We start from the raw sequence: 26,782 nt of genomic DNA on the forward strand, positions 1-26,782 counted from the left end.
TTCACGAACCGAGACCGGCGGGCTCGTACGTCCCCCAGACCTCCCTCAGCACCCCGCACACCTCGCCCACCGTGGCCCGCGCCCGCAGCGCCTCCTTCATCGGGTGCAGCACGTTCTCCCGCGTCCCGGCGGCCGCCTCCCGCAGCTCCTCCAGCGTGCCCCGTACCGCCTCCGCGTCCCGCCCGGCCCGCAGCCGGGCCAGCGCCGCGCACTGGCGGGCCTCGACCGCCGGGTCGACGCGCAGCGGCTCGTACGGCTCCTCCCGCTCCAGGGCGAACCGGTTGACCCCGACCACGACGCGCGCCCCGGCCTCCTGCTCCCGCGCGATCCGGTAGGCGTTGGCCTCGATCTCCCCCTTCTGGAAGCCCGCCTCGATCGCCGCGACGGCCCCGCCGAGCTCCTCGACCCGCCTCATCAGCGCCAGGGCCGCCTCCTCCACCTCGTCCGTCATCCGCTCCACGGCGTAGGACCCGGCGAAGGGGTCGGCGGTGTGCGGCACGTCCGTCTCGTACGCCAGCACCTGCTGGGTCCGCAGCGCCAGCCGGGCGGCCTTCTCCGTGGGCAGGGCGATGGCCTCGTCGAAGGAGTTGGTGTGCAGCGACTGCGTCCCGCCGAGGACCGCCGCCAGCGCCTGCACCCCCACCCGTACGAGGTTCAGCTCGGGCTGCTGCGCCGTCAGCTGGACGCCGGCGGTCTGGGTGTGGAAGCGCAGCATCATCGACTTGGGGTCCTTGGCCCCGAACTCCTCGCGCATGACGCGGGCCCAGATCCGGCGGGCCGCCCGGAACTTGGCCACCTCCTCCAGGAGGGTGGTGCGGGCGACGAAGAAGAAGGACAGGCGGGGGGCGAACTCGTCGACGGCCATCCCGGCGGCGATCGCCGTCCGGACGTAGGCGACGGCGTCGGCGAGGGTGAAGGCGATCTCCTGCACGGGCGAGGCCCCCGCCTCGGCCATGTGGTAGCCGGAGATGGAGATGGTGTTCCACTTCGGGATCTCGGCGCGGCAGTAGCGGAAGGTGTCGGCGGTCAGCCGCAGGGAGGGGCCCGGCGGGAAGATGTACGTGCCGCGCGCGATGTACTCCTTCAGGACGTCGTTCTGGACCGTGCCCGTCAGCCGGCTGCCCGGGATGCCCTGCTCCTCCGCGACCAGCTGGTACATCAGGAGCAGCAGGGCGGCCGGGGCGTTGATCGTCATCGAGGTGGAGACCCGGTCGAGGGGGATCCCCTCCAGCAGCACGCGCATGTCCTCGACCGAGTCGACGGCGACACCGACCTTGCCGACCTCCCCGGCGGCGAGGGGGGCGTCGGAGTCGTGGCCCATCTGGGTGGGCAGGTCGAAGGCCACGGACAGGCCGGTCCCGCCGCCCTCGATGAGCCTGCGGTAGCGGGCGTTGGACTCGGCGGCCGTGCCGAAGCCGGCGTACTGGCGCATGGTCCAGGGGCGCGCCGTGTACATCGCGGGATGGATGCCCCGGGTGTACGGATACTCCCCCGGCACCCCGAGCCGCCCCACCGGATCCCACCCCGCCAGGTCCGCGGGCCCGTAGACCGGTTCGATGGGGATTCCGCTCTCGGTACGCGCCGTGGGACGGACCATGCCGTGGACCTCCGTGTCCGTGGAGCCGACCGGCCCGGTGCTGGTACAACCGTGCCCGCGACGACCGCTGGTCACAATGGCGCAACATCGCGGGTTCGTCCGCAACTGTCCACGCCCGTGGAGCATCACCCAGATACACGACGATGAATTCGGGGGAACCGCGATGCACCGACAGAGAGCCCTCATCCGTACGTTCGGACTCGCCGCCGCCGTGGTCTTCGGCGCGGGGGCGTGTGGGCCGCAGCATGGCGGGGCCGGTCCCGCGGCGCCGTCCGCGCCGGTGGCGTCCCCGTCGGCGTCCGCGTCCGCGTCCGGGCAGGACGACAAGCCCGGCTCCCCCTCGCCGTCGGCCTCGGACTCCGCTTCCCCGTCCGGCTCGCCCTCCGAGGCTCCGTCGCGGTCGGCGGCGCCCGTCGTGAAGGCGGTCATGGCCAACGGGGACGAGACCGACCAGGTCCGCGAGCTCCAGGCCCGGCTGCGCCAGCTGAAGCTGATGACGTCGGCGCCCACCGGTTTCTACGGGTCGAAGACGACCGCCGCCGTGAAGGCCTTCCAGTCGCAGCACGGGCTCGACGCCACCGGGGCGGTGGACGAGGCCACCTGGCGGAAGATCCAGGAGCTCAGCCGCAAGCCCACGGAGGAGGAGCTGCGCCCGCCGACCACCAACGAGGTCGCCGCCCCGGACCCGCGGTGCATGCGGGGCCGGGTGATGTGCATCAGCAAGGAGAGCCGCACCCTGGCCTGGATGATCGACGGCAAGGTGGTCTCGTCCATGGACGTGCGCTTCGGCTCGGAGAACACCCCCACCCGCGAGGGCCTGTTCCAGGTGGAGTGGAAGGCGAAGGACTGGACGTCGACGATCTACCACACGCCGATGCCGTACTCGATGTTCTTCAGTCAGGGCCAGGCCGTGCACTACTCGGCGGACTTCGCGGCCCGCGGCTACGCCGGTGCCTCGCACGGCTGCGTCAACGTCCGGGACAAGGCGAAGCTGTCGGCGCTGTTCGACCAGGTGAGGGTCGGGGACCAGGTCGTCGTCTACTGGTGACCCCGGCGGCGGTGGCGCCCGATCGGTCGACCGATCGGGCGTGGCCGCGGGTGGAGAGAGGGCGCGGGCAGGGCCGGGGGAACGTGCCCCGCCCGCGCCGGTGCGCAGAGCCCAGGGGTACGGGGGGAACCCCGGCTCTCGCGCGGCCGATGACCAGTCGGCTCGTTCTGTACTGCGCCGGGGGGTCGAAAAGTGTTACTGCCCTTCGCGCGAACTTTCGGCGAAGCGTTTCCGCACCGGTTTCCGGGGGCCCGTCAGCGGGTGCGGAAGCCCAGCGGGCCGGCCGGGCTGACGATCGGCGTGGGCAGGACGACGCCGCCGCCCTGGTCGGCGCTGCCGCTCTGCGGGGTGCCCGAGCGCGGCGCCTCCAGCACGTTCGCGCAGAAGCGCGAGATCTTGGCGGCGCCGCCGGCGATCTTGGCGAGGTACTGCTTGCGGTCCTCGCCCAGCCTGTTCGCGGCGTGGTCCCGGCACAGGGTGTCGGGCCGGTTCGTGGCCTGCTGGTCGCGGTCCTTGCCGCCGTTGTCGCCGCCGCCGTCCTTGGTGCCGTCGTTCTTGTCGGTGAACGTGTTGCGGGTGCCGCCGTCCGTGCCCGTCGTGCCGCCGCCCTGCGTGCCGGGGGTCGTCACCGTGCCGGGCGGCAGCGAGAGGTTGGGGGCCGGGTCCAGCGGGGTGCGGGCCAGCCCGTCCGGCGGCACGGAGAAGCCCGGGGGGAGCGAGGCGAGGCCGCCGCCCTCCGGGGTGGGCCGCAGCTGCGGGAGGGGGCTGGGGCCGGCCGTCTCCCCGGCGGGGGTCCGCTCCGAGTCGGCGCTGATCGAGACCGCCGGGGCGGGTCCCGCGGTGAGGCGGGCGTCGCGGTCCAGCAGGCCGGTGCCGGCCACGGCGGCGATCCCGCCGACCGCGACCCCGGCGAGCGCGGCCGCCAGACCGAAGCGGGCGTGGGTGCCGTGGCGACGCTGTGCGGGGATCCGTACGACGGGTATCGGGGCCAGATCGACGAGGGGCTCGTCGGGGACGCCCGCCCCGGTCGCGGGGGCCGCCGCGGCGGCGCGGGTGGCGTGCGCCGCGCGGAACGCGGCCAGGGCCGCGGCCTCGCCGGGCAGCTCGCCGCGGTCCGCGGTCGGCGGGGCCAGGGCGTCGAGGGCGGCGCGCAGCCGGGCGGCCTCGGCCCGGGCGCGCGGGTCGGCGCCGGGTCCGACCGGGGCGGCGGCCCGTCCACACAGCAGCTCTTCCGCCGTGGCTCCGTCCAGCCACGCCTTGTGCTCGTCGGCCATCACATGTCCTTCTGCGTCCGCCAACGTGAATGCGTCACACCGGTTTGTTCCACGAGGTCCTTCGCCCGGGCCCGCTGCGCGGGTACGGCGTCGAGGTCCCGGTCCCGTGCCAGGTCTCCGGAATTATGGCCGACCCGCGGCAGGGCGTCGGCCCCACCCGTGAGGCCGGCCTCGGCTCCCAGCAGCTCGGCGAGCTTCTTCAGCCCTCGGTGGGCGGCCGTGCGGACCGCGCCGGGGCGCTTGCCGAGGGTCTCGGCCGCGCTCTTGGCGTCGAGGCCGACGACCACCCGCAGGACGACGGCCTCGGCCTGGTCCTGGGGGAGCTGGGCGATCAGCGCCATGGTGCGGCCGGTGGACAGGGCCTCCATGGCCTCGCCGTAGGTGTCGGAGTCCGCGGCCCGGCCGGTCAGCTCGGTCTCGTCCCCGCCGACGGCGGGCCGGCGGCCGCGCATGCGGATGTGGTCGAGGGCCCGGTTGCGGGCGATCCGGGCCGCCCAGCCGCGGAAGCGGTCGGCGTCCCCGGTGAAGGAGGCGAGGTCGCGGGCGATCTGCAGCCATGCCTCGGAGGTCACGTCTTCCGCGTCGCCGTCGCCGACGAGCGTGCGTACGTATCCGAGCAGGCGCGGGTGCACGGCGCGGTACACAGTCCGGAACGCGCTCTCGTCGCCGTCCTGTGCCGCGAGCACCGCGGCGGTCAGCTCCGCGTCGTCCCCCAGCAAAGTCCCCAACCCGTTCGACGTCCTGTACGTGTGGCGCAAATCCGCACGTTACGGCTTTCGCGTACCTCTCGTCCACGCGTTGTACAACCAGCAACCAAGCCTGCGCGGAGCGAGGTGTGACAGAAAACGCACTCCGGACGCTGACACAGATACGGGCTTGTCGCACGAGCCCGTGACGGATGGCGGCCGGGGCCTCTCCTGTGGGGGGTGGCGGCCTCGGTCGCCCTCCCCTCTCTTCGGCCGGTTCAATCCGGCCCGGGTGTCATCCTTTCGGCTCACTTCCGGGTGAAAACCCCTTATGCGTACGCCACCGCCTCCGCGAGATCGCTAGCGTGGCGGTACACCCGAGCCGCGCCCCGAGGAGACCCCCGCTGTCCAGCCCCCTTCCGGCACAGGTCCGCGGCCCGGTCTCCCCTCCGGGCACCGGGCTGGTGCGGTTCAACTCGCTGCCGCCCGAGCACGCGCGGACGGCCCTGCTGCACTGCTGCGGCAGCGTCCGCTGGGCCCAGCGGGTGGCCGACCACCGGCCCTACCCGGACACCGCGTCCCTGCTGGCGGCGGGTGACGAGGCGGCGTACGACATGTCACAGGGCGACCTCACCGAGGCGCTGGCCCGGGAGTCCTCGGCGGAGCTGGGCCACGGCGCGCCCTTCGCGGCGCTGCTCGCGCTGGACGCGGCCCGGGCGGAGTACGAGCGCACCTTCGGGCACGCCTTCGTGATCTGTCTGGACGGCCATCCGCCCGAGGAGCAGATAAGCCAGCTGCTGGCCGCCATCCGCCGGAGGATGGGTCACGAGATCGACGAGGAGCGCTCGATCGCGGCCGACGAACTGCGGCTCGTTGCCCGCTCGCGACTGCTGTGCCTGCTCGACCGGCTGGCGGGTGCGCACCGCGACGAGCCTGGTGACGGCCGGTCGGCGGCCGATTTCGGCCTGTTTGCCCCTGTGGGATAGGCCGTCCGTGCCTGTTTGATCACACCAGAGGACCCCGCGCGAGGGAACCGACGAAGCGTCGCTACGATGTCCGGGGCCGGTGGACCGTACCCGGCCGGGCCCGACCGACAAAGAAGCCGGCTGGCCCCCGCCCCGCTTCCGGAGGGTTTTCCGTGCCGGCTGGAACGTTGTACCGCGGCCGGGAAGGAATGTGGTCCTGGGTGGCTCATCGAGTCACCGGCGTCCTCATTTTCTTCTTCCTGTTCGTACACGTCCTCGACACCGCACTCGTCCGCGTCTCCCCTGAGGCGTACGACGATGTCGTGGCTACCTACAAGACCCCGATCGTCGCGCTGCTGGAGTACGGCCTCGTCGCCGCCATCCTGTTCCACGCGCTCAACGGTCTCCGTGTCATCGCCGTGGACTTCTGGTCCAAGGGTCCGCGCTACCAGAAGCAGATGCTCTGGACGGTCGTGATCCTGTGGGCCGTGACGATGGCCTTCGCCATCATCCCGGTCCTCGGCCACGCCTACCGCGTTCTGTTCGGGGAGTGACACGCATGTCTTCTGACACTTCTTCCGCCCAGGCGATCGGCTCCGTGGAGGGCGTCTCCCTCTACGACACCGAGAACCCGGCGCCCTACATCGAGGCTCCGCGCAAGCGGACCGGCAAGACGCCGCGCTCGACCCGCGGCAACTTCGAGATGGCCGCGTGGCTCTTCATGCGCCTCTCGGGCATCGTGTTGGTCGTCCTCGTCATCGGGCACCTCGTCATCCAGCTGGTGCTGGACGGCGGCGTCTCCAAGGTCGGCTTCGCGTTCGTCGCCGGCCGCTGGGCTTCCCCGTTCTGGCAGGTCTGGGACCTGCTGATGCTGTGGCTGGCCATGCTGCACGGCGCGAACGGTCTGCGTACCGTCATCAACGACTACGCGGAGCGCGCCAACACGCGGCTGTGGCTGAAGGGCCTGCTCTACACCGCCACGGTGTTCACCATCCTTCTGGGCACGCTGGTGATCTTCACCTTCGACCCGAACATCCGCTAGGCAACGGGGCTGAGGCGAAACCAATGAAGATCCACAAGTACGACACCGTCATCGTCGGGGCGGGCGGCGCGGGCATGCGCGCCGCCATCGAGGCGACGAAGCGCAGCCGCACCGCCGTGCTGACGAAGCTCTACCCCACCCGCTCCCACACGGGCGCCGCGCAGGGCGGCATGGCCGCCGCGCTGGCCAACGTGGAGGACGACAACTGGGAGTGGCACACCTTCGACACGGTCAAGGGCGGTGACTACCTGGTCGACCAGGACGCCGCCGAGATCCTGGCGAAGGAGGCCATCGACGCGGTCCTCGACCTCGAGAAGATGGGCCTGCCGTTCAACCGCACCCCGGACGGCACCATCGACCAGCGCCGCTTCGGCGGTCACTCCCGCAACCACGGCGAGGCCCCGGTCCGCCGGTCCTGCTACGCCGCGGACCGCACCGGCCACATGATCCTCCAGACGCTGTACCAGAACTGCGTCAAGGAGGGCGTGGAGTTCTTCAACGAGTTCTACGTCCTGGACCAGCTGCTGGTCGAGGTCGACGGCGTGAAGAAGTCCGCGGGTGTGGTCGCGTACGAGCTCGCCACCGGCGAGATCCACGTGTTCCAGGCCAAGGCGGTCATCTACGCCTCCGGCGGCACCGGCAAGTTCTTCAAGGTGACCTCCAACGCGCACACCCTGACGGGTGACGGCCAGGCGGCCTGCTACCGCCGCGGCCTGCCGCTGGAGGACATGGAGTTCTTCCAGTTCCACCCGACGGGCATCTGGCGCATGGGCATCCTGCTGACGGAGGGCGCCCGTGGTGAGGGCGGCATCCTCCGCAACAAGGACGGCGAGCGCTTCATGGAGAAGTACGCGCCGGTCATGAAGGACCTCGCGTCCCGTGACGTCGTCTCGCGCTCCATCTACACCGAGATCCGTGAGGGCCGCGGCTGCGGTCCGGCCGGTGACCACGTGTACCTGGACCTGACGCACCTCCCGCCGGAGCAGCTGGACGCCAAGCTCCCGGACATCACGGAGTTCGCGCGCACCTACCTCGGCATCGAGCCCTACACGGACCCGATCCCGATCCAGCCCACCGCGCACTACGCCATGGGCGGCATCCCGACCAACGTCGAGGGTGAGGTCCTGGCGGACAACACCACCGTCGTCCCGGGCCTGTACGCGGCCGGCGAGGTCGCGTGCGTGTCGGTGCACGGCGCCAACCGCCTGGGCACCAACTCGCTGCTCGACATCAACGTCTTCGGCAAGCGCTCCGGCATCGCCGCCGCGAAGTACGCCGCCGAGAACGACTACGTCGAGCTGCCGGAGAACCCGGCGCAGCAGGTCGCCGACCTGGTCGAGCACCTGCGCAACTCCACGGGCACGGAGCGGGTCGCCGACCTGCGCCTGGAGCTCCAGGAGACGATGGACGCGTGCGTGATGGTGTTCCGCACGGAGCAGACCATCAAGACCGCGGTCGAGAAGATCGCGGAGCTGCGCGAGCGCTACAAGAACGTGTCCGTCCAGGACAAGGGCAAGCGGTTCAACACGGACCTGCTGGAGGCCATCGAGCTGGGCAACCTGCTCGACCTGGCCGAGGTCATGGCCGTGTCCGCCCTGGCGCGCAAGGAGTCCCGCGGCGGTCACTACCGCGAGGACTACCCGAACCGCGACGACGTCAACTTCATGCGCCACACCATGGCGTACCGCGAGGTCGGCGCCGACGGCAAGGACTCCGTCCGGCTGGACTACAAGCCCGTCGTCGTCACCCGCTACCAGCCGATGGAGCGTAAGTACTGATGGCCACCCCGACCCTGGACAAGATGGAGGCGGCGGCCGCCGCCTCGCCGTACATCACGGTCACGTTCCGGATCCGCCGCTACAACCCCGAGGTCTCGGCCGAGGCGGAGTGGCAGGACTTCCAGATCGAGATCGACCCGAAGGAGCGCGTGCTCGACGGTCTCCACAAGATCAAGTGGGACCTCGACGGCACGCTGACCTTCCGCCGGTCCTGCGCGCACGGCATCTGCGGCTCCGACGCGATGCGGATCAACGGCAAGAACAGGCTCGCCTGCAAGACGCTGATCAAGGACATCAACCCGGAGAAGCCCATCACGGTCGAGGCCATCAAGGGCCTCACGGTGATGAAGGACCTCGTGGTCGACATGGAGCCCTTCTTCCAGGCGTACCGGGACGTCATGCCGTTCCTGGTCACCAAGGGCAACGAGCCGACGCGCGAGCGCCTGCAGTCCGCCGAGGACCGCGAGCGCTTCGACGACACCACCAAGTGCATCCTGTGCGCCGCGTGCACGTCCTCGTGCCCGGTGTTCTGGAACGACGGCCAGTACTTCGGCCCGGCGGCGATCGTCAACGCGCACCGCTTCATCTTCGACTCGCGTGACGAGGCCGGCGAGCAGCGGCTGGAGATCCTGAACGACAAGGACGGCGTGTGGCGCTGCCGCACGACCTTCAACTGCACCGACGCGTGCCCGCGTGGCATCGAGGTCACGAAGGCGATCCAGGAAGTCAAGCGCGCGCTGATCACGCGCCGCTTCTGACCGTCCCGGTCCCGCAGGTCGTACGAGGGCCCCGGCCCCCGGTGTTTCCACACCGGGGCCGGGGCCCTCGCCCGTTCGGGTGAGTGCGCCGGGTCCCGCCCCGGGGCCCGTGCGCGCCCTACGAGGATGCTCTCGACAGCAGCCCACGGGAGGCACGTGATGTCCGCAGCACCCGCTGAGCACCCCGCCGGCGAACGGCCGCTCCTCGACCTGGCCAACCGGCTCATGGAGCAGTACCCGGGCCACCGCGTCGAGATCATCGGCGGGCAGATCCTCGTGTCGCCACCAGCCGACGGCTCCCACGCCGAGGCCTTGACCGACCTCATGGTCCCCTTCCTCACGGTGGGACTGCACGGCCCGGAGTCGAGGGTGCTCCAGTCCGTCGGCATCTGGCTCCCCGACGGGCGTGAAGACTATGCCGTCCCCGATCTGTCCGTGGTCGACGCCGACTACAAGGACCATCTGGTCGCGAACAACTGCTACGACCCCGTCTCCTTCCGCCTGGTTCTGGAGGTCACCTCCAGCAACTACAAGACGGACCTCCGGACGAAGGTCACCGCCTACGCCAATGCCAAGGTCCCGGTCTACGTGATCGTCGACCGCCGGCACAACCGCCTGCACGTCCTCACCGATCCGGCGGCGGACGAGTACGAAACCCACCGCGTCCACGCCCCCGGCGAGCTCGTCACCCTCCCCGAGTCGATCGGCGCCAAGGTCACCCTCGACGTGGCCGAGGTGCTGCGCGCGGCCGCGTCCGGGCCGAAGGCCGAGTAGGCCGGGGCGTCACTCCCCCGGCCTACTCGGCGCGCCCGGGCGGGGGTGCGGGGCTAGCCTCCGAGGACGGGAGGGGTAACCCCGAGTCGCTGGGAGGCACCCGTGCGCCGTCGTTCCGTGAAGTCCGCGCTGCTGCTCCCGCTGGTGCTCGGAGCCTCCCTGTTGTCCGGCTGCGGGAGCCCCGCGGCCGCCGGGGACGAGGCCGACTGTCCGGGCGGGCAGGTCTCCCGGGGCGGGGTCTGCCTGGTGGGGGACGCCGCCGCCTTCGCGCGGGCGCAGGTCCAGGGGTCCTTGGCGAAGTACAAGCTCACCGCCTCCATGGCCGAGGTGTGGACCGGCGGCGAGCGGGTCGCCTCAGTCGCCGCCGGGGAGACCATGACCGGGATCCCCGCCACCACCGACATGCGGTTCCGCAACGGGGCCGTCGTGATCCCGTACCTGACGACCGCGCTGCTCAAGCTGGTCGACGAGGGCCGGGTGTCGCTCGACGACAGCATCTCCCGCTGGCGCCCCGACCTGCCGCACGCGGACGCGATCACGCTGCGGATGCTGGCCTCGACCACCTCCGGGTACTCCGACTACGTCCGGGACCCGAAGTTCATCGCCGCCCTGTACGAGAACCCGTTCCGGCACTGGACGCCGGAGGAGCTCGTCCGGATCTCCGTGGACAAGCCCCTGGTGCGGGCGCCGGGCTCGGGCTTCGCCTACTCGCACGCCAACTGGCAGATCCTGGGCGACATCATCGGCAAGGTGCGGGGCCGGCCGCTGGCCGAGGTGATGCGCGAGGAGGTCATCGGGCCGCTGGGGCTGACCGGGACCTCGAACCCGTCCACCGCCGAGATCCCGGCGCCGGTCCTGCACGCCTTCGACAACGAGCGCAAGGTGTTCGAGGACTCCACCTACTGGGACCCGTCGTGGACGATCGCGCCGGGGGCGGTGATGACGTCGACGATGGCGGACATGGCGAAGTCCTTCGCGGCGATCGGCGAGGGCAGGCTGCTGAGCCCGGAGTCCCACAAGGCGCAGCTCGCGCCGGTGGCGACGGTGCAGCCGGGGGTGTCGTACGCCCTGGGGCTGGTCGTGCACGGCGACTGGATCCTGCAGAACCCGTCCTTCGCCGGATACGCGGCGACGGTGGCCTACCTGCCGGCGAAGAAGCTGGCGATCGCGACCGTGGCCACCCAGGGCAGGGGCAGCACGGTGCAGAACGCGAGCACGGAGGTGCTGGTCGCCCTGGCGGCCCACCTCGCCCCGGACCACCCGCTGAAGCTCCGCTGACGAACGGCCGGCCAGAAGGCTTGAACGTGTTCAAAAGAAGGTCTACAGTCAGGGACGTCAGCAGTTGAACATGTTCAAGGGGGCTGGGGCAATGGACCTCACCGTGGTCGCGTACGTCATCTACCTGGTCATCAGCATCGGGCTCACCGTCTGGGTGGCCCGCACGCTCAGCCGCAACGGGCGGATCTTCATCGCCGACGTGCTCCAGGGCAACGAGAAGCTCGCCGACGCCGTCAACCACCTCCTGGTGGTCGGGTTCTACCTGGTCAACATCGGCTTCGTGACCCTCTACCTGCGCTCGGCCGACACCATCGTGGAAGCCCGCGGGCTGTTCGAGGCCCTGTCGGTGAAGCTCGGCGTCGTCCTGCTCGTGCTCGGCGTCATGCACCTGGGCAACGTGTGGGTGCTCAACAAGATGCGCCGCCGCGGGGTCATGGAGCGGCAGGCCGCGCAGCTGCCGCCGGTGCCGCCCGTCGCCCCGCAGGGGTGGACCGCTCCGGCCGGGGCCTGAGCCATGGCCCGGCAGGCGCCCGTCCCCGTCCGGTACCTGACCGTCCTCTACGACCGCGACTGCCCGGTGTGCGTGCACATCCGGAACTGGCTGGGCGGACAGCGCCAGTCGGTCCCGCTGCGGCTGGTGCCGGCCGCGTCCGCCCAGGCCTGGCGGCGGTTCCCCAAGCTCGCCCACGCCCGGACCCTCCGCGAGATCACCGTGGTCGGAGACCAGGGGCAGGTGTGGCGCGGGACGGACGCCTTCATCATGTGCCTGTGGGCGCTGGCCGAGTACCGGGCGAAGGCCGAGTGGCTGGCCACCCCGGCCGGGCGGCCCTTCGCCAGGGCCGCGATGCACACGGCCGCCGCCGTCCGGCACGCGGTCCGTACCAAGTCCGAAGCGGAGCCCGGGGAACCGGCCTGTGACGACCACTGCCCGGCTCCCCGATAAGGTCGGACACCGTGACAGATCAGAAGGCTCCCAAGAGCGAGCAGACCCGCACGCTCATCCTCGAGACCGCGCTCCGCCTGTTCCAGGAACGCGGGTTCGACAAGACGACCATGCGGGCCATCGCCAAGGAGGCGGGGGTCTCGGTCGGCAACGCGTACTACTACTACGAATCGAAGGAGCACCTGGTCCAGGGCTTCTACGACCGGATCAGCGCCGCCCACCAGGCGGCCGTCCGGCCGATCCTGGACCAGGAGACCGACCTCCAGAAGCGGCTCGCCGGGGTGCTGACGAGCTGGCTGGACATCGCCGCGCCGTATCACGAGTTCGCCTCCCAGTTCTTCAAGAACGCGGCGGATCCCGAGAGTCCGCTCAGCCCGTTCTCCCCGGAATCGGAACCGGCGCGGCAGGCGGCCATCAACATCCACCGCGAGGTGCTGGCCGGGACGAAGACCAAGGTGCCGGCCGAGCTGGCCGACGTGCTGCCGGAGTTGATGTGGCTCTCGCAGATGGGCCTCGTCCTGTACTGGGTCTTCGACCGCTCCCCGGAGAGCGAGAAGACCCGGCGGCTGGCCGAGCGGGGCGCGCAGTTGACGACCCGGGGCATCATCCTGGCCCGTTTCCGGGTGTTGCGGCCGCTGGTGCGGGAGGTGCACGAGCTGTTCGCGGACTTTCTGCCGGGCATGGCCCAGACCGCGGTCGCGCGGGGCGGCAGGCGGGCCTCGGACCCGGATCCCGCGGACGGCTGATCGGGGCCGGGCGGGGACCGGGCGGGGACGAGGGACGGCGGAGCGCCGGTGGAGCGGCCGCTCGTCCCGCCGGCCGGTGGGTATGGCCCAGGGATGAGCAACGTAGGCCCCGCCAAGGGGTATTCACGCGACAGCCGCTACATCACCACCCGGATCACCGCCGACGGCCGCGACGGCTTCCCGGTGGAGCCCGGACGCTACCGCCTCGTGGTCAGCCGCGCCTGCCCCTGGGCGCACCGTACGGTGATCTTCCGCCGGCTCCTGGGCCTGGAGAAGGCCCTGCCCATGGCGATAGCCGGGCCCACCCACGACAAGCGCAGCTGGACCTTCGACCTCGACCCGGGCGGCCGTGACCCGGTGCTGGGCATAGAGCGCCTCCAGGAGGCCTTCCTCGCCCGCGACCCCGCGTACGACCGGGGCGTCACGGTGCCGGCGATCGTGGACGTGCCGAGCGGCGCGGTGGTCACCAACGACTACGCGCGGCTGACCCTGGACCTGGCGCTGGAGTGGTCGGCGTACCACCGCGACGGGGCGCCGGACCTGTACCCGGTCGCGCTGCGGCCGGAGATCGACGCGGTGGGCGAGGAGATCTACGCCGACGTGAACGACGGCGTGTACCGCACCGGGTTCGCCAAGTCGCAGGAGGCGTACGAGGAGGCGTACGGACGCCTCTTCGCCCGGCTCGACCGGCTCTCCGAGCGGCTGGAGCACTCCCGCTACCTGGTCGGGGAGACGATCACCGAGGCTGACGTGCGGCTGTTCACCTCGCTGGTGCGCTTCGACGCCGTCTACCACGGCCACTTCAAGTGCAACCGGCAGAAGCTGTCCGAGATGCCGGTGCTGTGGGCGTACGCCCGGGACCTGTTCCAGACGCCCGGCTTCGGGGACACCGTCGACTTCGACCACATCAAGCGGCACTTCTACGTGGTCCACGAGCACGTCAACCCGACCGGGATCGTCCCGGCCGGCCCCGACCCCTCGGGCTGGCTGACCCCGCACGGCCGGGAGGCCCTGGGCGGGCGCCCCTTCGGGGACGGCACCCCGCCCGGGCCGCCCTCCCCCGCCGAGACCGTCCCGCCGCTCGACGTCGCGGCGCGGTCCTGAAACGGCGCCGCGGGCGGGAGGCGGACCGGCCGCCTCCCGCCCGCCCTCCGGCCGGGTGCCGGGCTCAGGATCCGAGGACCAGGAGGGTGGCGACCGCCGGGCCGAAGGCGCCGCCGAGCTGGTAGCAGAGGGTGAACAGGCCGATGGCGCTGGGCCGGTGGGCCTCGTCGGGGGCGGAGGCCACGGCGTGCGTCGACAGGACGGCGTTGGCGGCGCTGGCGGTGAAGACGCCCACCCCGGTGGCCACCACCAGCAGCGGGCCGGAGGAGGCGAGGATCCCGGTGAGCGCGGCGGCGGCTCCGGCGGCGACGAGTACGGTGCGGACGGCCGCGCGGCCCATCCGGGCGGAGGCGGCGGCGAGCAGCCAGGACAGGGCCGAGCCGGTGAGCAGGGCGACCAGCTGCCAGACCCCGGCGGAGGCGGCGTCCCATCCGGCGCGGTCGGCGAGCAGCCGGGGCACCGAGAACAGCAGGGTGAAGTAGGAGGCCGACAGGGCCAGCGCGAGCAGCGCCGAGATCACGAAGACGGGCCGGCGCAGCAGCGCGGCGGGCACGAACCCCTCGGGGCGGCGGCGCACGTGCAGGGCGAGCAGAACGGCGGCGACGAGGGCGGCGCCCAGGGCGGCCAGGGGCTGGGTCGGCAGCAGGACGAGGGCGGTGGCGAACGCGGTCAGCAGGGCGGCGCCGCGGGCGTCGAAGCGGCCCGCGGGAGCGGGGGCGGCGTGGCCGGCGCGGCGCAGGACCACGGGGACCGCGAGCAGGGAGACGGCCTGGACGGCGAGGGCGAGCCGCCAGGAGGCGCCGTCCGCGAGGGTCCGGCCGAGCAGCGGTCCGGAGGCGCCGAGCATGCCGAAGCCGGCGCTGATCACCCCCATCCGGCGGGCGGATCCGGCGAGGCTCATCGCCGCCGCGACGAATCCGGCGCCGCCGCCGGCCTGGGCGCAGCGGCCCAGCAGGGTGAGCGGGAGCCAGGGGGAGACGGCGACGAGGGCGGTGCCCGCCAGGACGAGGGCGGTGGCCAGCCGGAGCACCGCGGCGAGGCCCCGGCGGCGCAGGAGGCCGGCGATCAGGGGGGTGCCGACGGCCATGGCCCAGCCGAAGGCGGTGAGCAGCCAGGCGGCGGTGCCGTCGGCGACGCCGAGGGAGCGGGCCATGTCCGGGAGGATCAGCACCGGCGCGTTGGCCCCGGCGGCGATGGGCGTGGCCAGCAGGGCGAGCCACAGGACCGGGACGGGGGCCGGGGCCGCGGTCGCGGAGCTCCTGGTGGTCCTGCTCCCGGTGGTGGCGGTGACCGTCATGGATGACCCACTCCCCTTCACATCTCAACCTTGACAATCTCAACGTTGAGATAAAAACAGAGAGACTCCTTCAACGTCAAGTGTCTTAACGTTGAGGTATTATCGGGGCATGGAGCAGCCCGGAGAAGAACGAGACATGGTGGCCGGGGTCGTCGACCAGTGGGCGCGGGAGCGCCCGGACCTGACCGAGGCCCTGTGGCCCGTCGAGGTACTGGCCCGGATCCAGCGCATGACCCGGATCATCGACAAGTACCTCAAGGCCTTCGCCGCCGACCACGGGCTGGAGGTGGGCGAGTTCGACGTGCTGCTCAGCCTGCGCCGGTCAGGTCCGCCCTACGCGCTGGCCGCCGGCGCCCTGCTGCCGGCGGCCATGGTGACCTCCGGCGCGATCACCAACCGGATCGACCGTCTGGAGGCCAAGGGCCTGGTGGAACGGGTCCGCGACGGGGCCGACCGCCGCTCGGTGCGGATCCGCCTGACGGAGCGGGGCCACGCACTGGCCGACTCCGTCATCAAGGGCCACCTGGAGCACTACGCGGGCCTGCTCGCCCCCCTGGACCGTGCGCAGTGCGACGCGCTGGGCGCCGCCCTGCGCACGCTGCTGGTGGCCCACGGGGACACCCTCGGCCCGGCTACAGCCAGTTGAGCTCCCACAGGCGCCACACGCCGGTGCCGTCGGAGAGGTACTGCAGGCCGGTGACGGCCTCGCGGGAGAGGACGTAGTCCTTCTTCTGCCAGATCGGCAGCAGCGGGATCTGCTGGGAGACCACCCGCTGGAGCTCGTGGAAGTCGTTGGAGGCCTCTCCGCGGTCCTGGTGGGACTGGGTGCGGGTGATGAGGTCCTCGACGGCCTTGTCGGAGAAGCCGTTGTTCATGCTGGAGTCCTTGCCGACCAGCGGGGCGAGGAAGTTGTCCGCGTCCGGGAAGTCGGCGATCCAGCCGATGGTGTAGGCGTCGAACTGCCCCGCCGCGTAGGCCTTCTGGAAGTCCTCCCAGGCCTCGACGGGCTTGATCTGCAGCTGGAACAGCCCGGTGGCCTCCAGCTGCCGCTTGATCTCCTCGGCCTCGGCCACGTTCGCGCCGCGCGTGTTGACCCCCAGGGTGAGGGACACCGGCACGCCGACGCCCGCGTCGGTGAGGAGCTTGCGGGCGGTGGTGCCGCTGGGCGAGGGGTAGGTGTCGAAGAACGGCGTGCTGTGCCCGGCGATCCCGGCCGGGACGAGGGAGTACAGCGGGGTGACCGTGCCCTTGTAGACCTCGGCGGCGATCTTCGAGCGGTCCAGCGCGGCGGCCATGGCCTGGCGGACGGCCGGCTTCTGCACCGCCGAGCCGGGGCGGACGTTGAAGACGACGTGCCGGGTCTCGGTGCCGCCGGAGGTCTGGTAGCGGGTGTCCTTGAGCCCCGGGTTGAGGCCCGCGAGCACCGACGGGGGCATGTCGCGGTGCGCGACCTCGATCTGGTGGTCCTTCCAGGCCTGGTCCAGCTGGGCCGAGTCCTTGAAGTACCGGACGGTGACGGCCGACTTGGCGGGCTTGGCCTGCCCCTTGTACGCCGCGTTGGGCTTGAGCTGGGCGGTGGAGCCGGCCTTGTAGCCCGTCAGCGTGAACGGGCCCGAGCCGTCGGCCTTGCCGTCCGCGCGCAGCGCCTTCGCCGGGTACTGCTCCTTGTCCACGATCGAGGCGGCGCCCGTCGCGATCTTGAAGGGGAAGGTGGCGTCGGGGGCGGCCAGGTTGAAGATGACGCTTCGGCCCTCGACCTTGACCGACTCCAGGGTGTTGAACAGCGGCGCCGGGCCCTGGTCGGAGTTGATCTGCTTGATGCGGTCGAAGGAGAACTTCACGTCCTCCGCGGTGACCTGGCGGCCGCCCGAGAAGGTCAGGTCGGAGCGCAGCTCGCACCGGTAGGTGGTGAGCTTCTGCCCGACGAAGGCGCAGGAGGACGCGGCGTCGGGGACCGGGGTGTCGGAGCCGGGCTTGATGGTCATCAGCGACTGGAAGACGTTGCTGTACAGGGCCCAGGAGCCGGCGTCGTAGGCTCCGGCCGGGTCCAGGGCGGAGACGGCGTCGGTGGTCCCGACCCGGATGGCGCCGTGGGCCTCCCCGCCCATGGGCAGCAGCTTCCAGGCAGCCACCCCGCCCGCGGCGGCGAGGACCAGCCCGACCGCGATGACCTTCGTGCGGACAGACCCCATCGCCATCGCCAGCCCCTTGAATCCCCGCCATGCGAACGGCTCATCCGACTATCGGACGGCCGTCGGCCAGCCAATCACGGAAATCCGGCCACGGGAAGGGGCGTTTTGTCCCGGTCGCCGGCCGTCAGGTGTGGTATGAGGCGAGTTCTACGACCGTGATGTCGGACGGCGCGCCGACCCGGACCGGCGGCCCCCAGGCACCCGCGCCCCGGGACACGTACAGCTGCGTGTCCCCGTACCGCTCCAGGCCCGCGACGGTCGGGTTGGCGAGTTCGGCGAGGTAGTTGCCGGGCCAGAGCTGGCCGCCGTGGGTGTGGCCGGAGAGCTGGAGGTCGACGCCGTGGCGGACGGCCTCGTCGATCACGACCGGCTGGTGGGCGAGGAGCACCGAGGCGCGCGAGCGGTCGCGGTCGCCGAGGGCGGCCTGGAAGTCGGGGCCCTTGCCCTCCTTCTCCCCCTGCACGTCGTTGACCCCGGCGAGGTCGAAGTGGGGCAGCTCGCGGCGGGCGTTCTCCAGCGGGGTCAGGCCGAGTTCACGGACGTGGTCGACCCACTGCTGGGCGCCGGAGAAGTACTCGTGGTTGCCGGTGACGAAGAAGCTGCCGTGGCGGGAGCGCAGCAGGCGCAGGGGTTCGGCGGCGGGGCCGAGGTCGTGGACGTTGCCGTCGACGAGGTCCCCGACGACGGCGATGAGGTCGGGCTGGGTGCGGTTGACGGTGTCGACGATGCGCTGGGTGTGGGCGCGGCCCAGGATCGGGCCGAGGTGGACGTCGCTGACGACGGCGATCCGGAAGCCGTGGGCCGCGCGGGGCAGCCTGGCGAGGGGTACCCGCACCCGCTTGACGCGCGGCCCGCGCAGCACCCCGTACGCCCCGTTCCCGACGGTCAGCCCGGCGGCGGCGACGGCGGCCCCGCCGAGCGTCCGCGCGACGAACACCCGCCGGCTGACCCCGCCGACGGGGGCGGCGGGGGCCGGGTCGGGTGCCCGGCCCCCGGGCCCCGCCCCGGACCCGGGCACGGTCTCGGGCGGCCGCCCGGAGCGGCCCGCCGGCGCACCGGGCTCACCCCCGGAGTCGCCGCAGAGCGCGGGGCCCGCCGCCGGGGCCGGGACGGCCTCGGACCCGGCGGGGACACGGGGCGCCGGGGCGACGTCCGCGTCCCCGGGCTCCGCGCCCGGCCGGGCGGCGGTGTCCCTCGTCAACCGGCGGAGCCACAGGCGGCGGAGCGGTTCCGCCACCAGCATCGCCAGCGTCAGGTACAGCAGCACCGCGAGCCACAGGAAGCCCGGCCAGGCCACCACCCGCTGGAGCCAGAACGGGGCTCCGGCCCGGCCCGCGAGCAGGGCGGCCACCGACAGCAGCGGCAGCGCGAACGCCAGGACCGTCCCGGCCCGCCGCGCCGGCCCGCCCGGGCGGGTGGTGTCACGGACCAGCCGCACCCACAGCCACCGATGGACCAGCCCCAGCAGCGCGAGGACCGCGAGAACCGCCACAATCACCACAAACACGGTCATCGTGATGCACGCCGCAGTACGAGCAGGCTGCGCAACCCGATCACACCGACGGCCGTCCCCAGGAGGAAGGAGGTCACCGCGAGGAGGAGGTGGACCCAGAAGTAGGCAGTGGGCCGACCGTCATCGAAAGCCAGACCGCTGGCGTCATTGAAGAGGTTCTTGACGAACGTGGACCAGATCACCCAGGACCAAGCTCCGAACGCTGCGAGGAACCAGGACGCGGTGCGGCTGAGTTTCATGTCCCCAGTATCGGATTCGTCCCCAGGACGGACGCGGCGGGGTGGGCCGTCCCGGGGGTGGTTCGCCACGGCTGGCCGGTCCGCGGCGCCGGTCGTCTCATCGGGATGTACGTTCACCTGCGTGTCTGCCAAGAAGACCGCGCTGACGGTCCTTTCCGCCGCACTGCTGGTTCCGGCGGTGCTCGTCCCGCCCTCGACCGCGCGTGCCGCGACGGCTCCGCCCGCGCCGGCGGACGGGAAGGAGCGGCGGAAGCAGGCTCCCGCCCCGCCGCCGTCGATGTCCACGGTCGGCGGCGCCCGGCTCGGCCAGCCCGGGACCCAGGTGAACCTCCTGCCCGGCGCTCCCGCGCTGCCCGCGAACCTCAGCGGCCGGTCCTGGATCGTGGCCGACGCCGAGACCGGCGAGGTCCTCGCGGCCCACAACGCGCACTGGCGGCTGCCCCCGGCGTCGACCCTGAAGATGCTCTTCGCGGACACCGTGCTCCCCGCCCTCCCCAAGGACCAGGTGCACCACGTCACCGGCCAGGACATGGACGGCGTCGGCCCGGGCAGCAGCCTGGTCGGGGTCAAGGAGGACCACGACTACTCCGTCCACGACCTGTGGCTCGGGGTGTTCCTGCGCTCCGGGAACGACGCCGTGCACGTGCTTTCGGCCATGAACGGCGGCGTCGACAAGACCGTCAAGGACATGCAGGCGCACGCCGAGGAGCTCCAGGCCCTGGACACGCACGTGGTCTCGCCCGACGGCTACGACGCCCCCGAGCAGGTCTCCAGCGCCTACGACCTCACCCTCGTCGCCCGCTCCGGCCTCCAGAAGCAGGACTTCCGCGAGTACTGCGGCACCGCCCACGCGAAGTTCCCGGGCCTTCAGGAGGCGGGCAAGCCGCGCGAGTTCTTCGAGATCCAGAACACCAACCGGCTGATGACCGGCGCCGGCGGCATCAGCCCGTACAAGGGCATCGCCGGGGTGAAGAACGGCAACACCACCATGGCGGGCTCCACCTTCACCGGCGCGGCCCAGCGCGGGGACAAGACGCTGCTGGTCACGGTCATGAACCCGGACCGCGGCGGGCTCAACTCGGTCTACGAGGAGACCGCCGCGCTCTTCGACTGGGGCTTCGCCGCGAGCGGCAAGGTCAAGCCGGTCGGCGAGCTGGTGCCGCCCAAGAGCGCGGACACCACCCCCTTCGGCTCCCCCGCGAAGTCGCACGAGAACACCACCCCCGTGGCCGACGGCCCGCCGGCGAGCGGCGGCGGCCTGGGCACCGCGCTCGGCGTCGCGGCCGGGGCGCTGGCCGTCCTGGCGGCCGGCGCCTACGCGGTCAACCGCCGCTGGCCCCGCGGCCGCCGGGGCCAGGGCTCCTAACGGCTCGCGGAAGACGTCAGCAGGTCGGCGTAGAGGATGATGTTGTCCGGGCGGTGGCCCGCGCGCAGGTCGCCGCCGCAGGTGATGACGCGGAGTTCGGGGCGGGTGGTGTCGCCGTACACCCGCTGGGTGGGGAAGTGTTCCTTGTCCACCTGTTCCAGGGCGCGGACGGCGAAGACGGCGGTGGAGCCGTCGGCACGGTCGACGGTGATGGTGTCGCCGGTGCGTACCCGGGCCACGTCCTTCAGGACCGCGGGGCCCTCGGCGGTGTCGAAGTGGCCGATCAGGACGGCCGGTCCGGTCTGGCCGGGGGTGACGCCCTCCTTGTACCAGCCGATGCGGTCGGCCTGGGCGACGGAGGGCACCTGGACGGTTCCGTCGGCGGACAGGCCCAGTTCGAGCACGGGTGCGGTGTCGACGCCGGCGGCCGGGATGCGCACCCGCACGGGCCGGGCGGCGGCCAGCGGCGCGGGCGGGGACGCGGAGGCGGCCGCGCCGGGTACGCTCGCGGCCGGGGCGGGCGGGGCGGCGGCGATGTGCGCGGACGGGGTGGGGCCGGCCACCGCCGGGTCGGCGCGTACGGCGGTGACGGCCAGCCAGCCGCCGACGGCCACCGCGGCCGCCGACGCCACCGCGGCCCAGCGCAGCCGACGCCGGAAGGCCGCGGGGGCGAGCGGGGCCGCCGTCTGGGCGCGGGGCTCGGTCACCGTGTCAGACCCCGGCGCGGCGGCGACGGACCACGTAACCGAGGCCGAGGGCGCCGCCCAGCGCCAGGGCGGCGCCGCCCGCCGCCATCGTGGTGCTGTTGCCCTCACCGCCGACCTCGGCACCCGCGGCCACACCGCCGGCCGGGACGACCTTGGTCTGGGTGGAGGTCGTCGTGGTCGTGGAGTTCGTGCCGGTCGTGGAGTTCGTCGCGGTGCCGGTCCCGGTACCCGTACCCGTGCCCGTGCCCGTGCCCGTGCCCGTGCCTCCGGTCGTGCAGCCCTTGGGGAGCTTGGGGAAGGCCGTCTCGTGCCAGGGCGCCGGGCCCTGGGAGCGGTCGAGGAAGATCGGGCTGGTGGTGTCCGCGTTCTTGATCTTCATGCCGTTGGAGAGGTCCTCGGGGTGGGCGCGGTCCACGCTGGCCACCGCCTTGCCCGCCTCGTCCTTGAGCACGGCCTTCGGGCCGGCCGTGAGGCTGTTGGTCAGCTGGACCGTCATACGGTCGAAGACGGAGGGGACCACCTGCGACACGGAGCACTTGCCGGTGACGACGACCGGGCCGGCTTCCTTGTCCGCGCCCTCCCCCATCGTCACGCAGGCGTGCGGAAGGGCCGGGAACGGCGTCTCACGCCACGGCGTCGGGCCGCCCTGGGAGCGGTCGAGGAAGATCGGGCTGAGGGTCTGCGCGTTCTTGATCTTCATGCCGTCGGCCAGGTCCTCGGGGTGGGCGCGGTCCACGGTGGCCACCGCCTTGCCCGCCTCGTCCTTGAGCACCGCCTTCGGGCCGGCCGTGAGGCTGTTGGTCAGCTCGACCGTCATACCGCCGAGCCGGGAGGGGATGGTCGTGGACGCGACGCAGTCCGCGACGCCGCCGCGCGGGGCGTCGGCGGCGGAGGCGACGGCCGGGGTGAGCAGAGTGGCGGCGAACGCGGCGGCGACGGCGGTGGCGAGTGCGAGGCGGCGCGCGGAAACGGCGGACGCGAAGACAGCGGACATGGTGGTCCCCCCAGGGACGGCAAGAGCGGTGGCGGAAGAAGACCGACTCGCGCGGTGCCCCCTCCGGCCCCCCGGTTCGGTCCCGCGCTGTGCGATGCCCCCAGTCTGCCGCAGGACATGACCATGATCGATAGGGGAATCGTCACCGCCGTGCAACACCGTCCTCCGCGTCGTCGCGGGCCGCGGTCCAGGCGGCGCAGAACAGGAGCAGCTTCGCCGTGAAGTTGATCCACAGGAGGAGAGCGATCGGCACCCCGAAGGCCCCATACATGCTCTTGGCGGCGACCCCCCGCATATAGCCGCTGAGCAGCAGCTTCAGCAGTTCGAAGCCGGCCGCGCCGATCAGCGCGGCCTGGAGGAGGCGGGCGCGCGGCGGTTCGACGCCGGGCAGCAGGCTCAGCAGGTAGAGCAGGAGCAGGAAGGCCGCGAGGACGCCGACGAGGAAGGCCGCGGCCCGCAGCAGAATCCCGCCCGCGCCCTCGCGCGGGATGCCGAGGAGCTCCGCGAACTTGCCGACGGCGGTGGAGCCGATGATCGAGGCGGCGGCCGAGGCCAGGGCGGCCCCGCCGAGGCCGAGCAGGACGAGGGCGTCCTTGCCCTTGCGGACGACCGGGTTGCCCTGGTCCTCGTCGTCCTTCTCCCACACGGCGCGCAGGCAGTCGCGCATCGAGGCGATCCAGCCGATGCCGGTGAAGAGGAGGAGGGCGCCGGCGACCAGGCCGACGGTGCCGGCGTTGGCGACGAGGCCGGGGAGGTCGAGCTGGTCGGAGATGCCGGGGACCTGCTCGGCGAGGTTCTTCTGGAGCCGGTCCAGCTGCTCCTGGCTGAGCAGCCCGGCTCCGACGGCGGCCGCGACGGTGATCAGCGGGAAGAGCGCGAGGAAGCTGATGAAGGTGATCGCCGCGGCGAGACGGGACCAGTGCACGCGGTCGAGGAGCTCGTAGGCACGCCAGGCGTGGGTCCGCATGACGGCGGACACGAGCGGCCCGATCACCGGGAGTTTCTTCAGCCAGTCCATGGGGGCCACCGTAAATGAGCTGCCGGAAATAGCCAGGATTGCCGCTTTTGGGCACTACGGTCGTCGTTTGTGACTTTTCGTCCCGAGTCCTCCCGACCCGAGTCGTCCCGACCGTTCCGCGCCCTTGTCCTGCGAAGGCTCCGGTTCCACGCCCACCGCGTGTTCCGGGGCCCGCGGCCTTCGCGTCAGGACCGCCGTATCGCGGTGTCGGCGGAGGCCGGACCCGACTGCGCGGGGACGGCCGTCGCGGCCGTGCCGAAGGGGTACTCGCGCAGCTTGCGCCAGACCCCGTCCGAGCCCTGCTCGTAGAGGGCGAAACCCTGGCACTGCCAGGCGGCGGCGTAGTCGGCGAGCTCGGCGAACGCCCGGTCCATCGCCTCCTCGGAGATCCCGTGGGCGACCGTGACGTGCGGGTGGTACGGGAAGGCCAGCTCGCGGTCGATCGGGCCCTCGGGGTCGCGGAGGCGGCCCTGGAGGCTGGTGCAGCTCTCGACGCCCTCGGCGAGCCGGACGAAGACGACCGGCGAGAGGGGCCGGAAGGTTCCCGTCCCCTCCAGTCGCATCGCGAAGGAGGGGAAGGACCGGGCGACCTCGGCGAGGTGCGCGCGGATCGCCGCCAGCCGGCCGGCCTCCACCTCGGTGGGCGGCACGAGCGTCACGTGCGTGGGGATGCCGTGCGCGGCGGCGTCCCCGAAGCCGGCGCGCAGCTGCTGGAGCTGGCTGCCGTACGGCTCCGGGACCGCGATCGAAACGCCGAGCGTTACGGTCCCCACGTGATCTCCTCCGCGCGTTCGGTGTGTGGTGTGCTCGCATCGGGTGCTGCCGCCTCAGTGTGGCGGCAGCACCCCCTCGGCCGCCAGGGGCCCCGGGTCCGTCAGTGCTTGGCGGGGACGAATCCGATGCGGTCGTAGGCCTGCGCCAGGGTTTCGGCGGCGACCGCCCGGGCCTTCTCCGCGCCCTTGGCCAGCACGGCGTCCAGGGTCTCGGGGTCGTCCAGGAACTCCTGGGTGCGCTGCTTGAAGGGTGTGACGAAGTCGACCATCACGCCGGCCAGGTCGGTCTTGAGCGCGCCGTAGCCCTTGCCCTCGTACGCGGCCTCCAGGGCGGGGATCGACTCGCCCGTGAGGGTGGAGTAGATCGTGAGCAGGTTGCTGACGCCGGGCTTCTTCTCGGCGTCGAAGCGGATCTCGGCCTCGGTGTCGGTGACCGCGCTCTTGATCTTCTTCTCGGTGGCCTTGGGCTCGTCGAGGAGGCTGATCAGGCCCTTGGGGGAGGACGCGGACTTCGACATCTTGATCGACGGGTCCTGGAGGTCGTAGATCTTCGCGACCTCCTTGACGATGTGCGCGGCGGGGAGGGTGAAGGTCTGGCCGTAGCGGTGGTTGAACCGCTCGGCGAGGTCGCGGGTCAGCTCGACGTGCTGGCGCTGGTCCTCGCCGACGGGGACGGCGTTCGCCTGGTAGAGCAGGATGTCGGCGACCTGGAGGATCGGGTACGTGAACAGGCCGACGCTGGCGCTGTTGACCCCGCCCTTGGCGGACTTGTCCTTGAACTGGGTCATCCGGCTGGCCTCGCCGAAGCCGGTGATGCAGTTCATGACCCAGGCGAGCTGCGCGTGCTCGGGGACGTGGCTCTGGATGAAGAGCGTGCAGCGCTCGGGGTCCAGCCCGGCGGCGAGGAGCTGCGCGGCGGAGAGGCGGGTGTTCGCGCGGAGGTCCTTGGGATCCTGCGGCATGGTGATCGCGTGCAGGTCGACGACCATGTAGAAGGCGTCGTGCGACTCCTGCAGGGCGACGTACTGGCGGATCGCTCCGAGGTAGTTCCCGAGGTGGAACGAGCCGGAGGTGGGCTGGATGCCGGAGAGCGCGCGGGGACGGTCAGAAGCCATGCCGCCATTCTCTCAGGTACCGACCCGCCTCCGGCCCCGCCCTTGAGGCTCCGCTGCGCGGGGCGCCCCTGGGGGCTCCGCCCCCAGACCCCCGCGCCTCAATCGCCGGCGAGGCTGGATTTTGGCGCGCCTGGTCCGTCGCCTGCGGGCAACAGCCGCGGGGCTGGATTTCGCGGAGCGAAATTCCAGCCCGCGCTGGGGGCACCTCCCAGCGGTAGCTGGGGGGAGATTGAGGCGCGGGCGCGGTAGCGCCGTGTCTTGAGCGGGGAGAACTACGCGACCGGGAGGCCCGGGGCCGGGTACGCGGCCAGGAGGTCGGCCACCTCGGACCGGATCGCGGCCAGGGTCGGCTCGTCACCCTTCGCGGCGGCGTCGACCGCGCGGGAGATCCAGTCGGCGACCGCCGGCATGTGGTCGACCGACAGGCCCCGGGACGTCAGCGACGGCGTACCGATCCGGATCCCCGAGGGGTCGAACGGCTTGCGGGGGTCGAACGGGACGGTGTTGTAGTTGACCACGATGCCCGCCCGGTCGAGGGCCTTGGCCGCCACCTTCCCCGGCACGCCCCGCGAGGTCAGGTCCATCAGGATCAGGTGGTTGTCCGTGCCGCCCGACACCAGGTCGAAGCCCCGCTCCAGCAGCGCCGCCGCCAGCGCCTTCGCGTTGGCCACGACCGCGTGCGCGTACGCCGTGAAGGACGGCTGGGCCGCCTCGTGCAGGGCCACCGCAATGCCCGCCGTCGTCTGGTTGTGCGGGCCGCCCTGGAGGCCCGGGAAGACCGCCTTGTCGATGGCCTTCGCGTGCTCCTCCTTGCACATCAGCATCGCCCCGCGCGGCCCGCGCAGGGTCTTGTGAGTGGTCGTGGAGACCACGTCCGCGTACGGCACCGGCGACGGGTGGGCCCCGCCCGCGATCAGGCCGGCGATGTGCGCCACGTCCGCGACCAGGACCGAGCCCGCCTCCGCCGCGATCGACGCGAACGCCTCGAAGTCGATCGTGCGGGGCAGGGCGGTGCCGCCGCAGAACAGGATCTTCGGCCGCTCGGCGAGGGCCAGCTCGCGCACCGCGTCGTAGTCGATCAGGCCGTCCTCGGCCCGCACGCCGTACTGGACCCCGCGGAACCAGGAGCCCGTCGCCGAGACGCCCCAGCCGTGCGTCAGGTGCCCGCCCATCGGCAGGGCCATGCCCATCACCGTGTCGCCGGGCTCGGCGAAGGCCAGGTAGACGGCCAGGTTGGCCGGGGACCCGGAGTACGGCTGGACGTTGGCGTGGTCCACCCCGAACAGGCCCTTGGCCCGCTCGACCGCGAGGGCCTCGACGCGGTCGATGTTCTGCTGGCCCTCGTAGTAGCGGCGGCCCGGGTAGCCCTCGCTGTACTTGTTCTGCAGGACCGTCCCGGATGCTTCGAGCACGGCCGCGGAGACGTAGTTCTCGCTGGGGATCAGCCGCAGCGTCTGCGCCTGGAGGGTCTCCTCGGCGGTGACGAGCGCGGCGAGGTCGGGGTCGGTGGCGAGCAGGGCGGGCTGGCGGTGCGCGGTCATCGCGGCTCCTCCGGGGTCGATGTCGTCTCTCGTC

At 72.2% G+C, this 26,782-nt stretch carries 27 protein-coding genes; 14 read left to right on the forward strand and 13 right to left on the reverse strand.

Going from position 1 to position 26,782, the window contains the following annotated elements; all coding sequences use genetic code 11:
* Position 1 precedes the first annotated feature (1 nt).
* A complete protein-coding gene (locus tag ACFY0O_RS10455; protein ID WP_388945241.1) occupies positions 2 to 1,597 on the reverse strand; it encodes a methylmalonyl-CoA mutase in 1,596 nt (531 codons plus the stop codon).
* 163 nt (positions 1,598 to 1,760) lie between these two features.
* Between ACFY0O_RS10455 and ACFY0O_RS10460 the strand changes: the two genes are divergently transcribed.
* Entirely contained in the window at positions 1,761 to 2,645 is an 885-nt protein-coding gene (locus ACFY0O_RS10460; RefSeq protein WP_388945244.1) for a peptidoglycan-binding protein, read from the forward strand.
* A gap of 254 nt (positions 2,646 to 2,899) precedes the next feature.
* Here the strand turns inward: ACFY0O_RS10460 and ACFY0O_RS10465 are convergent, their stop codons facing one another.
* On the reverse strand, positions 2,900 to 3,919 hold the full coding sequence (locus ACFY0O_RS10465) for a hypothetical protein (protein ID WP_388945247.1): 1,020 nt from the start codon (positions 3,917 to 3,919) through the stop codon (positions 2,900 to 2,902).
* Positions 3,919 to 4,638 (reverse strand): RNA polymerase sigma factor, encoded by a 720-nt coding sequence (locus tag ACFY0O_RS10470; protein WP_388945612.1) that lies wholly within the window; start codon positions 4,636 to 4,638, stop codon positions 3,919 to 3,921. The genes ACFY0O_RS10465 and ACFY0O_RS10470 overlap by 1 nt, the downstream gene beginning before the upstream one ends.
* A 332-nt stretch (positions 4,639 to 4,970) precedes the next feature.
* Between ACFY0O_RS10470 and ACFY0O_RS10475 the strand changes: the two genes are divergently transcribed.
* The 11 genes from ACFY0O_RS10475 to ACFY0O_RS10525 all read left to right on the forward strand — a co-directional run bounded on the left by ACFY0O_RS10475 (position 4,971) and on the right by ACFY0O_RS10525 (position 13,993).
* Entirely contained in the window at positions 4,971 to 5,591 is a 621-nt protein-coding gene (locus ACFY0O_RS10475) for a 2-oxo-4-hydroxy-4-carboxy-5-ureidoimidazoline decarboxylase (RefSeq protein WP_388945249.1), read from the forward strand.
* Between the two features lie 152 nt (positions 5,592 to 5,743).
* Positions 5,744 to 6,124 carry a succinate dehydrogenase, cytochrome b556 subunit gene (gene sdhC / locus ACFY0O_RS10480; protein WP_358893554.1) on the forward strand — a complete coding sequence of 127 codons (381 nt, stop codon included), beginning with the start codon at positions 5,744 to 5,746 and terminating at the stop codon, positions 6,122 to 6,124.
* 5 nt (positions 6,125 to 6,129) lie between these two features.
* Positions 6,130 to 6,612, forward strand: coding sequence for a succinate dehydrogenase hydrophobic membrane anchor subunit (locus ACFY0O_RS10485; protein ID WP_358893553.1), 483 nt, complete (start codon positions 6,130 to 6,132; stop codon positions 6,610 to 6,612).
* Between the two features lie 23 nt (positions 6,613 to 6,635).
* Complete coding sequence (gene sdhA, locus ACFY0O_RS10490; protein WP_358893552.1) at positions 6,636 to 8,390, forward strand: succinate dehydrogenase flavoprotein subunit; 1,755 nt, start codon at positions 6,636 to 6,638, stop codon at positions 8,388 to 8,390.
* Entirely contained in the window at positions 8,390 to 9,148 is a 759-nt protein-coding gene (locus tag ACFY0O_RS10495) for a succinate dehydrogenase iron-sulfur subunit (RefSeq protein ID WP_007266035.1), read from the forward strand. The genes sdhA and ACFY0O_RS10495 overlap by 1 nt, the downstream gene beginning before the upstream one ends.
* Positions 9,149 to 9,307: 159 nt before the next feature.
* The gene (locus ACFY0O_RS10500) at positions 9,308 to 9,922 is read left to right on the forward strand and encodes a Uma2 family endonuclease (RefSeq protein WP_388945254.1); all 615 of its coding nucleotides are present in this window, start codon (positions 9,308 to 9,310) and stop codon (positions 9,920 to 9,922) included.
* A 102-nt stretch (positions 9,923 to 10,024) separates the two neighbouring features.
* Positions 10,025 to 11,200 (forward strand): serine hydrolase domain-containing protein, encoded by a 1,176-nt coding sequence (locus ACFY0O_RS10505; RefSeq protein WP_388945256.1) that lies wholly within the window; start codon positions 10,025 to 10,027, stop codon positions 11,198 to 11,200.
* Positions 11,201 to 11,291: 91 nt separating this feature from the next.
* Entirely contained in the window at positions 11,292 to 11,711 is a 420-nt protein-coding gene (locus ACFY0O_RS10510) for a hypothetical protein (RefSeq protein WP_388945258.1), read from the forward strand.
* A 3-nt stretch (positions 11,712 to 11,714) separates the two neighbouring features.
* Entirely contained in the window at positions 11,715 to 12,143 is a 429-nt protein-coding gene (locus ACFY0O_RS10515; RefSeq protein ID WP_388945260.1) for a thiol-disulfide oxidoreductase DCC family protein, read from the forward strand.
* A gap of 11 nt (positions 12,144 to 12,154) precedes the next feature.
* Positions 12,155 to 12,889 carry a TetR/AcrR family transcriptional regulator gene (locus ACFY0O_RS10520; protein ID WP_388945263.1) on the forward strand — a complete coding sequence of 245 codons (735 nt, stop codon included), beginning with the start codon at positions 12,155 to 12,157 and terminating at the stop codon, positions 12,887 to 12,889.
* 93 nt (positions 12,890 to 12,982) lie between these two features.
* Positions 12,983 to 13,993 (forward strand): glutathione S-transferase family protein, encoded by a 1,011-nt coding sequence (locus tag ACFY0O_RS10525; protein ID WP_388945266.1) that lies wholly within the window; start codon positions 12,983 to 12,985, stop codon positions 13,991 to 13,993.
* Between the two features lie 64 nt (positions 13,994 to 14,057).
* Here the strand turns inward: ACFY0O_RS10525 and ACFY0O_RS10530 are convergent, their stop codons facing one another.
* Positions 14,058 to 15,290: an MFS transporter gene (locus ACFY0O_RS10530; RefSeq protein ID WP_388945268.1), complete on the reverse strand. Its 1,233-nt coding sequence runs from the start codon at positions 15,288 to 15,290 to the stop codon at positions 14,058 to 14,060.
* 109 nt (positions 15,291 to 15,399) lie between these two features.
* Between ACFY0O_RS10530 and ACFY0O_RS10535 the strand changes: the two genes are divergently transcribed.
* On the forward strand, positions 15,400 to 15,936 hold the full coding sequence (locus tag ACFY0O_RS10535; RefSeq protein ID WP_388945270.1) for a MarR family winged helix-turn-helix transcriptional regulator: 537 nt from the start codon (positions 15,400 to 15,402) through the stop codon (positions 15,934 to 15,936).
* Here ACFY0O_RS10535 and ACFY0O_RS10540 read toward each other — a convergent pair.
* From ACFY0O_RS10540 to ACFY0O_RS10550, 3 genes are all read right to left on the reverse strand, one after another.
* Complete coding sequence (locus ACFY0O_RS10540) at positions 15,923 to 17,482, reverse strand: ABC transporter substrate-binding protein (RefSeq protein ID WP_388945616.1); 1,560 nt, start codon at positions 17,480 to 17,482, stop codon at positions 15,923 to 15,925. The genes ACFY0O_RS10535 and ACFY0O_RS10540 overlap by 14 nt on opposite strands.
* 124 nt (positions 17,483 to 17,606) lie before the next feature.
* Complete coding sequence (locus tag ACFY0O_RS10545) at positions 17,607 to 18,995, reverse strand: metallophosphoesterase (protein ID WP_388945273.1); 1,389 nt, start codon at positions 18,993 to 18,995, stop codon at positions 17,607 to 17,609.
* On the reverse strand, positions 18,992 to 19,234 hold the full coding sequence (locus tag ACFY0O_RS10550) for an SCO4848 family membrane protein (RefSeq protein WP_042811438.1): 243 nt from the start codon (positions 19,232 to 19,234) through the stop codon (positions 18,992 to 18,994). Before ACFY0O_RS10550 ends, ACFY0O_RS10545 begins: the two co-directional genes overlap by 4 nt.
* 121 nt (positions 19,235 to 19,355) lie before the next feature.
* Here ACFY0O_RS10550 and ACFY0O_RS10555 point away from each other — a divergent pair, with 121 nt between their 5' ends.
* Positions 19,356 to 20,600 carry a D-alanyl-D-alanine carboxypeptidase family protein gene (locus tag ACFY0O_RS10555; RefSeq protein WP_388945275.1) on the forward strand — a complete coding sequence of 415 codons (1,245 nt, stop codon included), beginning with the start codon at positions 19,356 to 19,358 and terminating at the stop codon, positions 20,598 to 20,600.
* Here ACFY0O_RS10555 and ACFY0O_RS10560 read toward each other — a convergent pair.
* From ACFY0O_RS10560 to glyA, 6 genes are all read right to left on the reverse strand, one after another.
* On the reverse strand, positions 20,597 to 21,307 hold the full coding sequence (locus ACFY0O_RS10560) for a class F sortase (protein WP_388945278.1): 711 nt from the start codon (positions 21,305 to 21,307) through the stop codon (positions 20,597 to 20,599). The genes ACFY0O_RS10555 and ACFY0O_RS10560 overlap by 4 nt on opposite strands.
* Before the next feature lie 4 nt (positions 21,308 to 21,311).
* A complete protein-coding gene (locus ACFY0O_RS10565; RefSeq protein ID WP_388945281.1) occupies positions 21,312 to 22,301 on the reverse strand; it encodes a hypothetical protein in 990 nt (329 codons plus the stop codon).
* Positions 22,302 to 22,443: 142 nt separating this feature from the next.
* Positions 22,444 to 23,319, reverse strand: a complete 876-nt coding sequence (locus ACFY0O_RS10570) for a YihY/virulence factor BrkB family protein (protein WP_388945283.1) — start codon at positions 23,317 to 23,319, stop codon at positions 22,444 to 22,446.
* A 185-nt stretch (positions 23,320 to 23,504) separates the two neighbouring features.
* Complete coding sequence (locus ACFY0O_RS10575; protein ID WP_388945285.1) at positions 23,505 to 24,092, reverse strand: 2'-5' RNA ligase family protein; 588 nt, start codon at positions 24,090 to 24,092, stop codon at positions 23,505 to 23,507.
* Between the two features lie 101 nt (positions 24,093 to 24,193).
* Positions 24,194 to 25,207 carry a tryptophan--tRNA ligase gene (trpS, locus tag ACFY0O_RS10580; protein WP_358893537.1) on the reverse strand — a complete coding sequence of 338 codons (1,014 nt, stop codon included), beginning with the start codon at positions 25,205 to 25,207 and terminating at the stop codon, positions 24,194 to 24,196.
* A 272-nt stretch (positions 25,208 to 25,479) separates the two neighbouring features.
* Entirely contained in the window at positions 25,480 to 26,748 is a 1,269-nt protein-coding gene (gene glyA, locus ACFY0O_RS10585; protein ID WP_388945287.1) for a serine hydroxymethyltransferase, read from the reverse strand.
* Positions 26,749 to 26,782 lie beyond the last annotated feature (34 nt).

It is taken from the genome of Streptomyces sp. NPDC001594, assembly GCF_042893675.1.
In the GTDB taxonomy this organism is placed as follows: domain Bacteria; phylum Actinomycetota; class Actinomycetes; order Streptomycetales; family Streptomycetaceae; genus Streptomyces.

Excerpts from the sequence above, each read along its gene's own strand:
- ACFY0O_RS10455 (WP_388945241.1), bottom strand. The coding sequence starts at position 1,597 with ATGGTCCGTCCCACGGCGCGTACCGAGAGCGGAATCCCCATCGAACCG.
- ACFY0O_RS10460 (WP_388945244.1), top strand. The coding sequence starts at position 1,761 with ATGCACCGACAGAGAGCCCTCATCCGTACGTTCGGACTCGCCGCCGCC.
- ACFY0O_RS10465 (WP_388945247.1), bottom strand. The coding sequence starts at position 3,919 with ATGGCCGACGAGCACAAGGCGTGGCTGGACGGAGCCACGGCGGAAGAG.
- ACFY0O_RS10485 (WP_358893553.1), top strand. The coding sequence starts at position 6,130 with ATGTCTTCTGACACTTCTTCCGCCCAGGCGATCGGCTCCGTGGAGGGC.
- sdhA (WP_358893552.1), top strand. The coding sequence starts at position 6,636 with ATGAAGATCCACAAGTACGACACCGTCATCGTCGGGGCGGGCGGCGCG.
- ACFY0O_RS10495 (WP_007266035.1), top strand. The coding sequence starts at position 8,390 with ATGGCCACCCCGACCCTGGACAAGATGGAGGCGGCGGCCGCCGCCTCG.
- ACFY0O_RS10500 (WP_388945254.1), top strand. The coding sequence starts at position 9,308 with ATGTCCGCAGCACCCGCTGAGCACCCCGCCGGCGAACGGCCGCTCCTC.
- ACFY0O_RS10510 (WP_388945258.1), top strand. The coding sequence starts at position 11,292 with ATGGACCTCACCGTGGTCGCGTACGTCATCTACCTGGTCATCAGCATC.
- ACFY0O_RS10515 (WP_388945260.1), top strand. The coding sequence starts at position 11,715 with ATGGCCCGGCAGGCGCCCGTCCCCGTCCGGTACCTGACCGTCCTCTAC.
- ACFY0O_RS10525 (WP_388945266.1), top strand. The coding sequence starts at position 12,983 with ATGAGCAACGTAGGCCCCGCCAAGGGGTATTCACGCGACAGCCGCTAC.
- ACFY0O_RS10530 (WP_388945268.1), bottom strand. The coding sequence starts at position 15,290 with ATGACGGTCACCGCCACCACCGGGAGCAGGACCACCAGGAGCTCCGCG.
- ACFY0O_RS10535 (WP_388945270.1), top strand. The coding sequence starts at position 15,400 with ATGGAGCAGCCCGGAGAAGAACGAGACATGGTGGCCGGGGTCGTCGAC.
- ACFY0O_RS10540 (WP_388945616.1), bottom strand. The coding sequence starts at position 17,482 with ATGGGGTCTGTCCGCACGAAGGTCATCGCGGTCGGGCTGGTCCTCGCC.
- ACFY0O_RS10545 (WP_388945273.1), bottom strand. The coding sequence starts at position 18,995 with ATGACCGTGTTTGTGGTGATTGTGGCGGTTCTCGCGGTCCTCGCGCTG.
- ACFY0O_RS10550 (WP_042811438.1), bottom strand. The coding sequence starts at position 19,234 with ATGAAACTCAGCCGCACCGCGTCCTGGTTCCTCGCAGCGTTCGGAGCT.
- ACFY0O_RS10565 (WP_388945281.1), bottom strand. The coding sequence starts at position 22,301 with ATGTCCGCTGTCTTCGCGTCCGCCGTTTCCGCGCGCCGCCTCGCACTC.
- ACFY0O_RS10570 (WP_388945283.1), bottom strand. The coding sequence starts at position 23,319 with ATGGACTGGCTGAAGAAACTCCCGGTGATCGGGCCGCTCGTGTCCGCC.
- trpS (WP_358893537.1), bottom strand. The coding sequence starts at position 25,207 with ATGGCTTCTGACCGTCCCCGCGCGCTCTCCGGCATCCAGCCCACCTCC.
- glyA (WP_388945287.1), bottom strand. The coding sequence starts at position 26,748 with ATGACCGCGCACCGCCAGCCCGCCCTGCTCGCCACCGACCCCGACCTC.